The organism is Kocuria rosea, assembly GCF_006094695.1.
GTDB lineage: Bacteria > Actinomycetota > Actinomycetes > Actinomycetales > Micrococcaceae > Kocuria > Kocuria rosea.
Genome location: NZ_CP035103.1, coordinates 1587828 through 1601369, shown reverse-complemented (window position 1 = coordinate 1601369; position 13542 = coordinate 1587828). Strand labels below are relative to the sequence as shown.

General features: G+C 72.5%; 11 protein-coding genes and 3 tRNA genes. All 14 read right to left on the bottom strand.

All coding sequences use genetic code 11. The annotated features are described in order from the left end of the window. Positions 1-59 precede the first annotated feature (59 nt). The gene (locus EQG70_RS07410) at positions 60-1028 is read right to left on the bottom strand and encodes an NAD(P)/FAD-dependent oxidoreductase (RefSeq protein ID WP_109268017.1); all 969 of its coding nucleotides are present in this window, start codon (positions 1026-1028) and stop codon (positions 60-62) included. A gap of 226 nt (positions 1029-1254) precedes the next feature. After that, a tRNA-Glu gene (locus EQG70_RS07405) sits at positions 1255-1330 on the bottom strand. Positions 1331-1481: 151 nt separating this feature from the next. Then, a tRNA-Glu gene (locus EQG70_RS07400) sits at positions 1482-1557 on the bottom strand. A gap of 22 nt (positions 1558-1579) precedes the next feature. After that, a tRNA-Gln gene (locus tag EQG70_RS07395) sits at positions 1580-1651 on the bottom strand. An 88-nt stretch (positions 1652-1739) separates the two neighbouring features. Continuing rightward, on the bottom strand, positions 1740-2318 hold the full coding sequence (locus tag EQG70_RS07390; RefSeq protein ID WP_109268018.1) for a cupin domain-containing protein: 579 nt from the start codon (positions 2316-2318) through the stop codon (positions 1740-1742). Between the two features lie 127 nt (positions 2319-2445). After that, positions 2446-3960, bottom strand: coding sequence for a glutamate--tRNA ligase (gene gltX, locus EQG70_RS07385; RefSeq protein ID WP_095651664.1), 1515 nt, complete (start codon positions 3958-3960; stop codon positions 2446-2448). A gap of 109 nt (positions 3961-4069) precedes the next feature. After that, positions 4070-4843: a fumarylacetoacetate hydrolase family protein gene (locus EQG70_RS07380; RefSeq protein ID WP_035928896.1), complete on the bottom strand. Its 774-nt coding sequence runs from the start codon at positions 4841-4843 to the stop codon at positions 4070-4072. 70 nt (positions 4844-4913) lie between these two features. After that, a complete protein-coding gene (locus EQG70_RS07375) occupies positions 4914-6023 on the bottom strand; it encodes a branched-chain amino acid aminotransferase (protein WP_035928893.1) in 1110 nt (369 codons plus the stop codon). A gap of 98 nt (positions 6024-6121) precedes the next feature. Beyond that, on the bottom strand, positions 6122-7198 hold the full coding sequence (locus tag EQG70_RS07370; protein ID WP_017833214.1) for a 3-isopropylmalate dehydrogenase: 1077 nt from the start codon (positions 7196-7198) through the stop codon (positions 6122-6124). A 79-nt stretch (positions 7199-7277) separates the two neighbouring features. Continuing rightward, the gene (metG, locus tag EQG70_RS07365) at positions 7278-8840 is read right to left on the bottom strand and encodes a methionine--tRNA ligase (RefSeq protein ID WP_017833215.1); all 1563 of its coding nucleotides are present in this window, start codon (positions 8838-8840) and stop codon (positions 7278-7280) included. A gap of 73 nt (positions 8841-8913) precedes the next feature. Further along, entirely contained in the window at positions 8914-9729 is an 816-nt protein-coding gene (locus EQG70_RS07360) for a CPBP family intramembrane glutamic endopeptidase (RefSeq protein WP_109268019.1), read from the bottom strand. 153 nt (positions 9730-9882) lie between these two features. Further along, positions 9883-10908, bottom strand: coding sequence for a ketol-acid reductoisomerase (gene ilvC / locus EQG70_RS07355; RefSeq protein WP_017833217.1), 1026 nt, complete (start codon positions 10906-10908; stop codon positions 9883-9885). Between the two features lie 103 nt (positions 10909-11011). Next, the gene (gene ilvN / locus EQG70_RS07350; protein ID WP_017833218.1) at positions 11012-11521 is read right to left on the bottom strand and encodes an acetolactate synthase small subunit; all 510 of its coding nucleotides are present in this window, start codon (positions 11519-11521) and stop codon (positions 11012-11014) included. Positions 11522-11524: 3 nt separating this feature from the next. Continuing rightward, on the bottom strand, positions 11525-13417 hold the full coding sequence (locus tag EQG70_RS07345) for an acetolactate synthase large subunit (protein WP_017833219.1): 1893 nt from the start codon (positions 13415-13417) through the stop codon (positions 11525-11527). Positions 13418-13542: the final 125 nt, after the last annotated feature.

Genomic DNA, 13542 nt, shown 5'->3' with positions numbered 1-13542 from the left:
GCGCCCGCCCTCTCCCGCTCCTCGTGGATCCCCGCCCCCGGCCGGCCGGATCCGTGACGTCAGGCGCGGTGGCGTTCGGCGAGCGCCCGGTCGAGGTCCTCGGCCTGCAGGTCGGCGTTGACGGCCGTGGCGGTCGTGAGCCCGGCCGCCGCCGCGGCGAGGACCTGGGCGTGGAGGTCCGTGACGTTGCCCGCCACGTAGACGCCCGGCACGTCCGTGCCGCCCGTGGGCGCCGAGGGCACGTACGTGCCGACGGCATGGCCCTTCTCCTCCACCTGGGCGGTGCGCAGCCCGAGGGAGTCGATGAGGGCGGAGCGGACCGTGAAGCGCGGCACCACGACCACGGCCCGGCACGGCACGAGCTCGCCGGAGACCAGCCGCAGACCGGTGATCCGGTCCCCGGTCACCTCCACGCGCCCCACCTCGCCCGCCACGCACGCGATGCCGAGGGCCGCCAGGTGCTCGCGCTCCTCGTCGTCCGGCGCCGGGGCGGTGTGCTGCACGAAGGTGATGTCGGGGCTCCACTGCCGGAACAGCTGCGCCTGCTGCACGCCCAGGGGGCCGGTGCCCAGCACCGCCAGCGGCTCGTCCCGCCACTCCCAGCCGTGGCAGTACGGGCAGTGGACGACGTCCCGGCCCCACCGCGGCGCCACGCCCGGGACGTCCGGCAGCTCGTCGGTGAGTCCGGTGGTGATCAGCACGCGGCGCGCCCGCACCGACCGGCCGTCCTCGAGCACCAGCACGAACCGGAGGCCGTGGCCGTCGTCCTCGGCCGGGCGGGCGGAGACCACCGTGCCGTCGACGACGTCCGCTCCGTAGGCGGTGACCTCGGCACGCCCGTCCGCGAGCAGCGCGCCCGGGGCGTCGCCGTCGCGGCCGAGGTAGTTGTGCACGTGCTCCGCGGGGTCGTTGCGCGGGGCCCCGGCGTCCACCACGAGGACCGTGCGCCGGGCGCGGGCCAGGCACAGCGCCCCGGCGAGGCCCGCGGGCCCCCCGCCGACGACGACCACGTCGTAGCTCTCGTCCATCGTGCCTTCCCCCGTCCCGGAACCGGTCCCGGCAGCAGTCCTGCGCCGCTCTGCCAACGTAGCAGTGCCGAGACGGGGATGTAAGCCTGCTGATTGTAGGCGGCGCCGGAGCATTCGGCGGGCGCCCCTCCCCCGGGCGGGGCAGCGCCGGACCGGGCGGTGCCGGTGCTCGTCGTGGGGAAACGACGACGTCCCCCGGACCGTGTGGTCCGGGGGACGTCTTCCGTGGTGACCCCAGCGGGATTCGAACCCGCGTTACCGCCGTGAGAGGGCGGCGTACTAGGCCGCTATACGATGGGGCCGCACCGATCCGGTCCGCGGTTTCCCGCGACCGGCCTCGTACACTGTACCAGGTCCCGGGCCCTGTTCCGGACGCCGGCCCTGTTCCGGCAGCGCAGCGCACCCCGGACACGAGAACACCCCCGGACCGTGTGGTCCGGGGGTGTTCTGCGGTGGTGACCCCAGCGGGATTCGAACCCGCGTTACCGCCGTGAGAGGGCGGCGTACTAGGCCGCTATACGATGGGGCCGTACTGATCCGATGGAGCAGCGCTGGGATACCAGGACTCGAACCTAGAATGACGGTACCAGAAACCGTAGTGTTGCCAATTACACCATATCCCACTGTCGTCCCCGGTCCGGCGGTTTCCCGCGGCGACCGGCGCAACGCAAAAGAACTATACCGGCCTTCCGGCGGGGCGGCAAATCGGGCTCAACGGCAGTAGCGGTCCTCGAGCTCCCCGTCGATCCCCCGGCGGCGGGCGATGCCCGCCAGCGCCCGGACGACCGGCCCCAGCCAGCGGTAGAGCCGCGGGAGGTTGATGTCGGTCCACTGGATGAGCAGCGCCGTGCGGAGCAGGCTCCGCGGCCGGCCGTCCCGGCGGGTGCGCCCGTCCCGGGCGAGCCCGTACAGGGCCACCAGGCCCTTCTCGAAGCCCTCGTGGGCGGGCCGCACCTCGACCACGAAGCGGGCCGGCGACCCACTCGGGTTCTTCCAGCGGAACAGGTGCTCCGGGGGCACCTCGACCTCGCCGCCCGCCCCGAGGTCCCGCACGACGTGGCCGACCTGGACCCGCAGCACGCCCTCGAGGACCCGAACGCGCATCCCGAACCGGCGGTGGTAGTGGGCGAGCACCTCTCCCCCGGCCTCCAGCTCGACGTGCAGCAGGGCGTGCTCGCCCCCGGTCTCCGCGCCGGTGCGCAACCACGTGATGGTGTCGCGCTGCACGGGATTGCGGTGCTGCGGGCGTCCCGCGCGCATCGTCTCGATCTGGTCGTCCGTCCGGTCCATGCTGATCGCCCCCGTGTCCCAGGCTACGCCGGAGCGCCCGGGTGTGTGCAGATGACGTCCACGACGACGGTCCGGCCCGCCCTCCGCGGAGGGCGGGCCGGACCGTCGTCGTCGGCGGGGAGGGCGCTCAGCCGAGCTGGGCGGCGAGGGCGCGCAGGCGGGTCAGGGAGGAGTCCTTGCCGAGGATCTCGAGGGACTCGAACAGGGGCGGCGAGATCCGCCGGCCCGAGACGGCGGTGCGGACGGGGCCGAAGGCCAGTCGCGGCTTGATGCCCAGCCCGTCCACGATGGCTTCGCGGAGCGCGGTCTCGAGGGCGGCGGCGCTCCAGTCCTCGAGCGGCTCCAGGGCGGCGAGCGCGGCCCGCAGGACGTCGCCGGCGGAGTCCTTGAGCTGCTTGCGGGCGTCGTCGGCGACCTCGATCTCGTCGTCGGCGGCGAAGAGGAAGGACAGCAGCTCGGGGGCCTCGCCGAGCAGGTTCATCCGCTCCTGGACCAGCGGGGCGGCCCGGTCGAGGATGTCCCGCTGGCGCTCGTCCAGGGTGTCCCCCAGCACGCCGCCGGCCTGCAGGTAGGGGACGAGCCGGTCGCGGAAGTCCTCGGGGGCGAGCCTGCGGACGTGGGTGCCGTTGATCGCGGTGGCCTTCTTGAGGTCGAAGCGCGCGGGGTTCGCCAGGACGTCGTGGACGTCGAAGTGCTCCACGAGCTGCTCCACGGTGAAGACGTCCTCGTCCGCGGACAGGGACCAGCCCAGCAGGGCCAGGTAGTTGAGCAGGCCCTCGGGGACGAAGCCGCTGTCCCTGAGGTGGAAGAGGCTGGACTCGGGGTCGCGCTTGGACAGCTTCTTGTTGCCCTCGCCCATGACGTAGGGCAGGTGGCCGTACTCGGGCACGTACTTCGCGAAGCCGATCTCGACCAGGACGCGGAACAGCGCGATCTGGCGCGGTGTCGAGGAGAGCAGGTCCTCGCCGCGCAGCACGTGGGTGATCTCCATGAGGGCGTCGTCCACGGGGTTGGTCAGCGTGTACAGCGGCTGGCCGTTGGCGCGCACCACCACGTAGTCCGGGATGGAGCCGGCCCGGAAGACGATCTCGCCGCGGATCATGTCGTGGACCACGATGTCCTCGTCCGGCATCCGCAGCCGCAGCACGGGCTCCCGGCCCTCCGCCCGGTACGCCGCGATCTGCTCCTCGGTGAGGTCGCGGTCGAAGTTGTCGTAGCCGAGCTTGGGGTCGCGGCCGGCCGCCCGGTGCCGGGCCTCGACCTCCTCCGGGGTGGAGTACGCCTCGTAGACCGCCCCGTGCTCCCGGAGCCGGGCGGCCACGTCGCGGTAGACGTCCAGGCGCTGCGACTGCCGGTACGGGGCGTGCGGACCGCCGGTCTCGACGCCCTCGTCCCAGTCGATCCCCAGCCACGCGAGCGCCTCGAGCAGCTGCTGGTAGCTCTCCTCCGAGTCGCGCAGGGTGTCGGTGTCCTCGACGCGGAAGACCATGGTGCCGCCGGTGTGGCGGGCGTGGGCCCAGTTGAACAGCGCGGTGCGGATCAGCCCCACGTGCGGGGTGCCCGTCGGGGACGGGCAGAAGCGCACGCGCACGGGCGAGGAGGTGGTCGAGGCGGTGGCAGGGGTGGCGGGCGTGTCGGTCATGGCTCTTTCGTGGATCGGTCGGGGTCTGGGCGGGGTCGTGCGGTGGTGCGGGGCGCCGCGGTGCCCGCACGGGTCGGCGGTGCGGACCGGCGCCGGCCGGCGGTGCGGGTCAGCGGCGCAGGACGGTCGGCAGGACGCCGATGCCCTCGACCTCCACCTCGATCCGGTCGCCCTCGTCGACGATGCCGACGCCGGCGGGCGTGCCCGTGAGGATGACGTCGCCGGGCAGGAGCGTGAACGCCTGGGAGACGTAGGAGACGAGGAACGGGACGTCGAAGACCATGTCCCGGGTGTTGCCGTCCTGCTTGGTCTCGCCGTTGACGCGGCTGCGCACGGCGAGGGCGGAGGTGTCGAGGTCCGTCTCGATCCAGGGCCCGAGCGGGCAGGCCCCGTCGAAGCCCTTGGCGCGCGCCCACTGCCCGTCGGTCTTCTGCACGTCGCGGCCGGTGAGGTCGTTGGCGGCGGTGTAGCCGAAGACCACCTCGGGCACGCGCTCCACGGGGACGTCCTTGCACATCCGTCCGATGACGACGGCGAGCTCGGCCTCGTAGGAGACCTGCTCGGTCCATGCGGGCAGGGTCACGGGGTCGCCGGGGCCGGCGACGGACGTGTTGGGCTTGAAGAACAGCATCGGCGAGGTGGGCAACTCGTTGCCCAGCTCCGCGGCGTGGTCGGCGTAGTTGCGGCCGACGCACACGATCTTGGAGCGCGGGATCACGGGGGCGAGGAGGCGGACGTCGGCGATGTCGTGGCGCTGCTGGGTGGGGTTGATCCCGGTGTAGAAGGGGTCGCCCGCGAGGACGGTGACCGTCTCCTCGCCGGCGGCGCCCTGCACCGCGCCGAAGTGGATCTCGCTGTCGACCGTGAACCTGGCAATTCGCATGGGACCAGGCTATCCCACGGTCCGCGGGCGGCCGCGCGGCCCCGGTGGCGCCACCGGGGCCGCGCGGGGCTCAGACCAGGCGGGTGAGCCAGCCGTGCGGGTCCTCCGCGCGGCCCGTCTGGATCTCCAGGAGCTGCCGGCGGATGTCCATGGTGACCTCGCCGGGCCGGGCGCCCTCGTCGCCGATGGTCTCCTCGGTGGAGACGAGCCGGCCGATGGGGGTGATGACGGCGGCGGTCCCGCACGCGAACGCCTCGGTGATGGTCCCGGCCTGCCAGCCCTCGCGCCACTCGTCGAGGGTGAAGCGGCGCTCCTCGACGGTCATCCCGCGGTCCTTCGCGAGCTGGATGATCGAGCGGCGGGTGACGCCCTCGAGGATCGTGCCGGTGAGCTCGGGGGTCACCAGGCGGCCGTCGTCGTAGACGAAGAACACGTTCATGCCGCCCAGCTCCTCGACGGCGTCGCCGCGGTCGCGGTCCAGGAACATCACCTGCTGGCACCCGTGGGCGTCGCCCTCCATCTGGGCGATCAGGGAGGCGGCGTAGTTGCCGCCGCACTTGGCCGCTCCCGTGCCGCCGCGGCCGGCGCGGGCCCAGTCGCGGGAGAGCCAGATGTCCACGGGCTTCACCGGGCCGCCGAAGTAGTTGCCGGCCGGGGAGGCGATCACGGAGTACAGCACCTGGCGGGACGGGCGCACGCCCAGGAACGCCTCCGTGGCGATCATGAACGGGCGCAGGTACAGGGACTCCCCGTCCCCGTCGGGCACCCACTGCTCGTCCACCGACACGAGCTCGCGCAGCGAGTCCAGGAACAGCTGCTCGGGCAGCTCCGGCAGCGCCAGCCGGCGGGCCGACAGGTTGAGCCGGGCGGCGTTGGCCTCGGCCCGGAACGTCCACACGGAGCCGTCCGCGTGCCGGTAGGCCTTGAGCCCCTCGAAGATCTCCTGGCCGTAGTGCAGCACGGCCGCGGCGGGGTCCAGCACCAGCGGACCGTACGGCTCGACCCGCGGGTCGCTCCAGCGGCCCGTGCCCTTCTCGACGTCCCCGAACCAGTCGATCTTCACCATGTGGTCCGTGAAGTTCGTGCCAAAGCCCGGCTCGGCGAGGATGGCCGCCCGGACCTCCTCCGGGACCGGGTCCTGGCTGAGGTGGTGGGCGAAGGTGGTGGGCTGTGTGGTCACTGCGTCTCCCTGCGAGGTCGACCCCGTGGCGACCGGCACGCGGGGCTCAGCTGTTGGTTCCGTGCCCCAGCCTATCCCCGGAGCACGGCCGGATCGGCTCAGGCGAGGGCGGCGAGCACGCCGTCGCCCACCTGGGCGGTGGTGCGGGACTCGTTGCCGTGGGCCGCGAGGTCCTGCTGCACGGCGGCCTCGATCCGGGCCGCCGGCCCGGAGTGGCCGAGGTGCTCCAGCATCATGGCGGTGGCGAGGATCGCCGCCACGGGGTTCGCCTTCTGCTGCCCGGCGATGTCCGGTGCGGAGCCGTGCACGGGCTCGAACATCGAGGGCGCCGTGCGGTCCGCGTTGATGTTGCCGGCCGGGGCCAGTCCGATGCCGCCCGTCACCGCGCCGGCGAGGTCGGTGAGGATGTCCCCGAAGAGGTTGTCGGTGACGATGACGTCGAAGCGCGCCGGGTCGGTCGTGAGGAAGATCGTGGCCGCGTCCACGTGCAGGTAGTCGACGGCGACGTCGGGGAACTCGGCACCGATCTCCTCGACGAGGCGCGCGTAGAGGCGGCCCGCGTTGACGAGCACGTTGTGCTTGTGGACGAGGGTCAGCCGCTTGCGCTCCCGCCCGGCGGCGAGCTCGAAGGCGTAGCGCACGAGGCGGCGCACGCCGTAGGCGGTGTTGAGCGAGACCTCGGTGGCGATCTCGGCGTCGGTGCCGCCGCGCAGCACCCCGCCGTTGCCGGCGTACGGGCCCTCGGTGCCCTCGCGCACCACCACGAAGTCGATGTCCCCGGGGTGGGAGAGCGGGCTGGTGGTGCCCGGGAAGAGCTTGGACGGGCGGAGGTTGACGAAGTGGTCGAGGCTGAAGCGCATCTTCAGCAGCACGTCGCGCTCGATGATCCCGGACGGGACCCGCCGGTCCCCGGGGGCGGCGCCGACCGCGCCGAACAGGATGGCGTCGTGGGTCCGCAGCTCGTCCAGCGTCCGGTCCGTGAGGGTCTCCCCCGTGTCCAGCCAGTGCTGCGCGCCGAGGCCGAACTCCGTCCTCTCCACCGTGACGCCGGCCGCGGCGGTCACCGCGTCGAGGACCTTCACCGCCTCGGCCACGACCTCGGGGCCGATGCCGTCACCGGGGACGAGGGCGATCTTCAGGTGGGCGGGGGCGGCTGCGGGCGTCGGCTGGCTCATGGCCCCAGGATAGGAGCCGACCGACACGTCCGACCACGGTGTGGACGGACGTCTCACATGATGGACAGCCGATCGCCGCTCAGGACTGGAGTGCGGCGGGCTCCTCGTAGCGCGGGAACACCGGCGCGGGCGGGGGCAGCTCCGTGCCCGCCACGAGGGGCGTGTCCAGGGCGGTGAACAGGCGGGCGTCGCCCTCGGCCTGGCCGAGCACGTCGAGCAGCCGGGCGGCGGCGTCCGGCACCACCGGCTGGACCAGGATGCCGACCGTGCGCACCACCTCGAGCGTCACCCAGAGCACGGTGGCCATCCGCCCGGCGTCGGTCTTGCGCAGCTTCCAGGGCTCCATGGCGGTGAAGTACCGGTTGGCCTCGGCGACCACCCGCCAGATCCGCTCGAGCGCCCGGTGGAACTGCTGCTCGTCGAACTCGGCGCGCACCGGCGCGCAGAGCCCGGCGGCCGCGGCGAGCATGGCCCGGTCCTCGGGGGTGAGCTCCCCCGGCGCGGGGACCCGGCCCTCGCAGTTCTTGGCGACCATCGACAGCGAGCGCTGGGCGAGGTTGCCGAGGTCGTTGGCGAGGTCGGAGTTGATGCGGTTCTTGATCCCGTCGTGCGAGTAGCTGCCGTCCTGGCCGAACGGCACCTCGCGCAGCAGGAAGAAGCGCAGCGGGTCGAGGCCGTACTCGGCCACGAGGGCGTGCGGGTCGATGACGTTGCCCACGGACTTGGACATCTTCTCGCCCTGGTTGAACAGGAAGCCGTGGGCGAAGACGCGCCGGGGCAGGGGCAGGCCGGCGGACATCAGGAACGCCGGCCAGTACACGGCGTGGAAGCGGGCGATGTCCTTGCCGATCACGTGGGCGTCGGCGGGCCAGTACCGCTGGAACGTCTCGGACGCGGTGTCCGGGAAGCCCACGCCGGTGAGGTAGTTGGTGAGGGCGTCCACCCACACGTACATCACGTGGTCCGGGTTGCCGGGCACGGGCACGCCCCAGTCGAAGGTGGTGCGGGAGATGGAGAGGTCTTCCAGGCCCGAGCGCACGAAGGACGCGATCTCGTTGCGCCGGGTCTCGGGGTGGACGAAGCCCTCCCGCTCGTAGAGCTCCAGCAGCCGGTCCTGGTAGGCGGAGAGGCGGAAGAAGTAGGACTCCTCCTCGGTCCAGGTGACCTCCGTGCCGGTGCCCGTCGAGCACCGCACGCCGTCCGCGCGGAGCTCGGTCTCGTCCTCGCCGTAGAACGCCTCGTCGCGCACGGAGTACCAGCCGGCGTACTTGCCGAGGTAGATGTCCCCGGCCTCCTCCATCCGGCGCCAGAGGGCCGCCGACGCCGCGTAGTGGTCGGCGTCCGTGGTGCGGATGAAGCGGTCGTAGGAGATGTTCAGGGCGTCGTCCATCTCGCGGAAGCGCGCCGAGTTGCGGTCCGCGAGCTCCCGGGCCGTGAGGCCCTCCTTCTCCGCGGTCTGCTGCATCTTCTGGCCGTGCTCGTCGGTGCCGGTCAGGAAGCGGACGTCGTAGCCGTCCAGCCGCTTGAACCGGGCCATGACGTCGGTCGCGATGACCTCGTAGGCGTGCCCGATGTGCGGGGTGCCGTTGGGGTACGCGATGGCCGTGGTGATGTAGTACGGGGTGCGGTGGGAGGAAGTCACGGCCTCCACTCTACCGACCGCGGGGGCCGTGCGCGCCCGGGGCGGCCGGCGCTCGGGGCCCGGCCGGGTCGGCTCACCGCCGGGGGCGCCCCGCGCCCAGCCGCCCGCGGGTGAGGGCCACGACGAGCAGCGCGGCCCCGGCGTAGGTGCCGAACAGGACGAGGTCCACGGTGTCCAGCAGCCCGGTGTGCACCGGCTCCGCGGCCAGCAGGACGAGGTGGTCCTGGGCCGGCGTGAAGCTCGCGTGCAGCAGCACGCACAGCAGCACGCTGCCCGTGCGGTTGTACAGCGGCGTGTAGAGGAACGCGAGGACGAACGGCACCGCGAAGCCCAGCGGCCCGTAGAGCGGGACGTGCCACACCCCCCACAGCAGACCGAGCAGCGCGGTCGCCCGGAGCGGGCCCAGCCGCTCCTGCAGCCGGGGCAGCGCGAAGCCGCGCCAGCCGGGTTCCTCCAGGCCGCCCCCGAGCACCGCCACGAAGACGAAGGTCGCCAGGTAGGCGGGGGCCCGCTCGAGGGCCAGGGACCAGTCGACCTCCCGGCCCAGCGCCGCGAGCAGGGCGTTGACGACGGCGTACAGCAGCGCGGGCAGCCCCAGCGCCCAGGCCCACCAGCGGGCCGGGACCCGCCACCGCACGATCGCCCGGGCCCAGTCCCGCACCGGCTCCCCCGACAGCCACGTGACGGCCCACGCCGCCACGAACGGGCCGAGGCCGCCGAGCAGGAGCAGCGGCGTGCCGCCCGCCCCGAGCAGCAGGGGCGCCCAGCACGTCCAGGACCACGCGTACGTCAGGACGAAGAAGGCCGGCAGCTGGTGCCGGGCGACCCGCCCCCGCAGGCCCGGCCCGGGCTGCTGTGCCCGTGCTCCGACGTCCGCCGTGCGGACCACCCCCCGGGATCGCGGCGACCGGCTCCGCCCCCAGGGTAGGACGCCGGACGCGGCGAGGGGCCGCGTCCGCACGGAATGCTCGGCGCATGACGTGCGGACGCGACCCCTCGGCCGGTGCCCCCGCGCCGGTCGCGGCGGTGGGGCGGGTGCGGATCAGCGGGCCGCGGTGCCCTCGACGTAGTCGGCGTCCGGCGAGGTCCACGCGAAGAGCTTGCGCAGCTCCCGGCCGGTGACCTCGATCGGGTGGGACTCCTCCTTCTCGCGCAGCTTCTTGAACTCGGCGCCCCCGTTGTCCTGGTCCTCGATGAAGCGCTTGGCGAAGGTGCCGTCCTGGATGTCGGCCAGCACGGCCTTCATGTTCTCCTTGACCGTGGGGCTGATCACCCGGGGGCCGGAGACGTAGTCGCCGTACTCGGCGGTGTCCGAGATGGACCAGCGCTGCTTGGCGATGCCGCCCTCGACCATGAGGTCCACGATGAGCTTGAGCTCGTGCAGGACCTCGAAGTAGGCGATCTCCGGCTGGTAGCCGGCCTCGGTCAGGGTCTCGAAGCCGTACTGGACCAGGTGGGACATGCCGCCGCACAGGACCGCCTGCTCGCCGAAGAGGTCGGACTCGGTCTCCTCGGTGAAGGTGGTCTTGATGACGCCCGCGCGGGTGCCGCCGATGCCCTTGGCGTAGGACAGGCCCAGCTCGAGGGCCTTGCCGGAGGCGTCCTTCTCCACGGCCACGAGGGCGGGCACGGCGCGGCCGGCCTCGAACTCGCGGCGCACGGTGTGGCCCGGGCCCTTCGGGGCGACCATGACGACGTCGACGCCCGCGGGGGCCTCGATGTAGCCGTAGCGGATGTTGAACCCGTGGGCGAAGAAGATGGCGTCGCCCTGCTCCAGGTTCGGGGCGATCGACTCGGCGTAGACGTGGCGCTGGACCTGGTCCGGCGTCAGGATCATGATGACGTCGGCTTCCTTGACGGCGTCCGCGACGGTGAGCACCCGCAGGCCCTCGGCCTCGGCCTTGGCCCGGGAGCGCGAGCCCTCGGCGAGGCCGATGCGCACGTCCACGCCGGAGTCGCGCAGGTTCAGCGCGTGGGCGTGGCCCTGCGAGCCGTAGCCGATGACGGCCACGGAGCGGTCCTGGATGATCGAGAGGTCGGCGTCGTCGTCGTAGAAGATCTCTGCCATGGGATTGTCTCCTTGAAGCATGGGTGGGCGCGGCGGGGGCACCGCCGCGAGGTGGTTGGGGTGTCTGTGGGCCGGCGCCCGCGTCCACCGCCGCCCGGGGGCGTCAGTGGCGCAGGGCGCGGTCGCTCATCGACTTGGGACCACGTCCGAGGGCCAGCGTACCGGCCCGGACGATCTCCCGGACGCCGAAGGGCTCCAGGATGTCCAGCAGCGCCCGGAGCTTCTCCGGGGCGCCGGTGGCCTCGATGACGAGCGACTCGGTGGAGACGTCGACAACGGTGGCCCGGAACAGGTCCGCGGCTTGGGTGACCTGCAGACGCGTCGCGGCGTCGGCGCGGACCTTGACCATGATGTGGTCCCGCTGCACCGACGAGTCGGGGGTGAGCTCGACGATCTTGATCACGTTGATGAGCTTGTTCAGCTGCTTGGTGACCTGTTCGAGCAGCTCGCCCTCGGCGTCCACCACCACGGTGATGCGGGAGACGCCGTCGAGCTCCGTGGGTCCCACGGCGAGCGAGTCGATGTTGAAGGCGCGGCGCGCGAACAGTCCGGCCACCCGGGTCAGCACGCCCGGCTTGTCCTCGACCAGCACGGAGAGGGTGTGTCGGCTCATGGGTCAGTCCTCCTCGTCCCAGTCGGGGGTCATGTTGCGGGCGATCTGGATCTGGTCGTTGGACACGCCGGTGGGCACCATCGGCCACACCATCGCGTCGGCGGAGACCACGAAGTCGATCACCACGGGGCGGTCGTTGATCTCGAGGGCCTGCCGGATGACGTCGTCCACGTCCTCGTCCCGGGTGCAGCGCAGGGCGGCGCACCCGTAGGCGTCGGCGAGCTTGACGAAGTCCGGCACCATGATGCTGTCGTGGCCCGTGTTCAGGTCGGTGTTGGAGTACCGGCCGTCGTAGAACAGGGTCTGCCACTGGCGCACCATGCCCAGCGAGGAGTTGTTGATCACCGCCACCTTGATCGGGATCTTGTTGATCGTGCAGGTGGCGAGCTCCTGGTTGGTCATCTGGAAGCAGCCGTCGCCGTCGATCGCCCAGACCACGCGGTCGGGCTGGGAGACCTTGGCCCCCATCGCGGCGGGCACGGCGAAGCCCATGGTCCCCAGTCCGGCCGAGTTCAGCCACTGCCGGGGCCGCTCGTACTGGACGAAGTGGGAGCTCCACATCTGGTGCTGGCCCACGCCGGAGACGTAGACGGCCTCCGGGCCGGTCAGGGCGGAGATCCGCTCGATGACGTGCTGCGGCGAGCCCAGCCCGTCCGCCGGCTTGGGGTAGCCCAGCGGGTAGGTGGCCTGCAGGCTGCTGAGCGCGGTCCACCACGAGGAGAGGTCGGGGCTGCCGCTGCGCTCGAACTCCTGGCGCACGGCGGTCACGAGGTCCGGCAGGATCTCCTTGACGTCGCCCACGATCGGGACGTCGGCGGTGCGGTTCTTGGAGATCTCGGCGGGGTCGATGTCCGCGTGGATGATCTTGGCCGTGGGGGCGAAGGTCTCCAGGTGGCCCGTGACGCGGTCGTCGAAGCGCGCGCCGAGGGTCACCAGCAGGTCGGCCTGCTGCATCGAGTACACCGCCGGGACGGTGCCGTGCATCCCTGGCATCCCCAGGTTCTGCTCGTGGGAGTCCGGGAACACGCCCCGGGCGGTCAGCGTGGTCACCACGGGGGCGCCGGTCAGCTCGGCCAGCTCCATGAGCTCGGCGGCCGCGTCGGCGCGCACCGTCCCGCCGCCCACGTAGAGCACGGGCCGCTGGGCCGCCGCGATGAGCTTGGCGGCCTCCCGGATCTGCTTGGCGTGCCCGCGCGTCACGGGCCGGTAGCCGGGCAGGTCCATCCGGGGCGGCCAGGAGAACGTCATGGTGTCCTGCTGGGCGTCCTTGGCGATGTCCACGAGCACCGGTCCCGGGCGCCCGGTCGAGGCCAGGTGGAACGCCTCGGCGAGCACCCGCGGGATGTCCTCGGCGTGCGTCACCAGGTAGGAGTGCTTGGTGACCGGCATCGTCATCCCCACGATGTCCGCCTCCTGGAAGGCGTCGGAGCCGATCACCTTGGACGAGACCTGCCCGGTGATCGCGACCATGGGGATGGAGTCCATGTGCGCGTCGGCGAGGGCGGTGACGAGGTTCGTGGCGCCGGGGCCGGAGGTCGCGATGCAGACGCCCACGCGGCCCGAGGCGAGGGCGTAGCCCTCGGCGGCGTGGCCGGCGCCCTGCTCGTGGCGGACCAGGATGTGGTTGATCCGGTCCGAGTCCAGGAGCGGGTCGTAGGTCGGCAGGATCGCGCCGCCCGGGAGGCCGAAGACGTCGGTGACGCCGAGCTCCTCCAGCGCCCGGATGACGGCCTGGGAGCCGGTCATCTCCGTGGGGGCCACCGTGCTGCCCGGGCCCATGACGGACGGGACGGCGGGGACGGACTTCTCCGGGGCCCCCGGGGGCCGGTGGTCAGCGGCGGTCTCCGCGCGCTTGGTGGCCATCAGCGCTGGGCTGATCGGCTGTCCCTTGCTCATGTCACTGTCCTTCTGGTCTGGCCTTCTGGGCTGGTGCTGCTGTTCCGGCTCGACTGTCGCTCCGCCGTGGGCGCCGGGCAAGAAAAAAGGCCCTCGCGGCACCGGGAGGTGCGACAGGGCCCGTG

Bases quoted from the DNA above. Each gene is read 5' to 3' on its own strand.
- EQG70_RS07410 (WP_109268017.1), bottom strand. From the start codon at position 1,028: ATGGACGAGAGCTACGACGTGGTCGTCGTCGGCGGGGGGCCCGCGGGC.
- EQG70_RS07345 (WP_017833219.1), bottom strand. From the start codon at position 13,417: ATGAGCAAGGGACAGCCGATCAGCCCAGCGCTGATGGCCACCAAGCGC.
- gltX (WP_095651664.1), bottom strand. From the start codon at position 3,960: ATGACCGACACGCCCGCCACCCCTGCCACCGCCTCGACCACCTCCTCG.
- EQG70_RS07390 (WP_109268018.1), bottom strand. From the start codon at position 2,318: ATGGACCGGACGGACGACCAGATCGAGACGATGCGCGCGGGACGCCCG.
- EQG70_RS07380 (WP_035928896.1), bottom strand. From the start codon at position 4,843: ATGCGAATTGCCAGGTTCACGGTCGACAGCGAGATCCACTTCGGCGCG.
- ilvC (WP_017833217.1), bottom strand. From the start codon at position 10,908: ATGGCAGAGATCTTCTACGACGACGACGCCGACCTCTCGATCATCCAG.
- ilvN (WP_017833218.1), bottom strand. From the start codon at position 11,521: ATGAGCCGACACACCCTCTCCGTGCTGGTCGAGGACAAGCCGGGCGTG.
- EQG70_RS07370 (WP_017833214.1), bottom strand. From the start codon at position 7,198: ATGAGCCAGCCGACGCCCGCAGCCGCCCCCGCCCACCTGAAGATCGCC.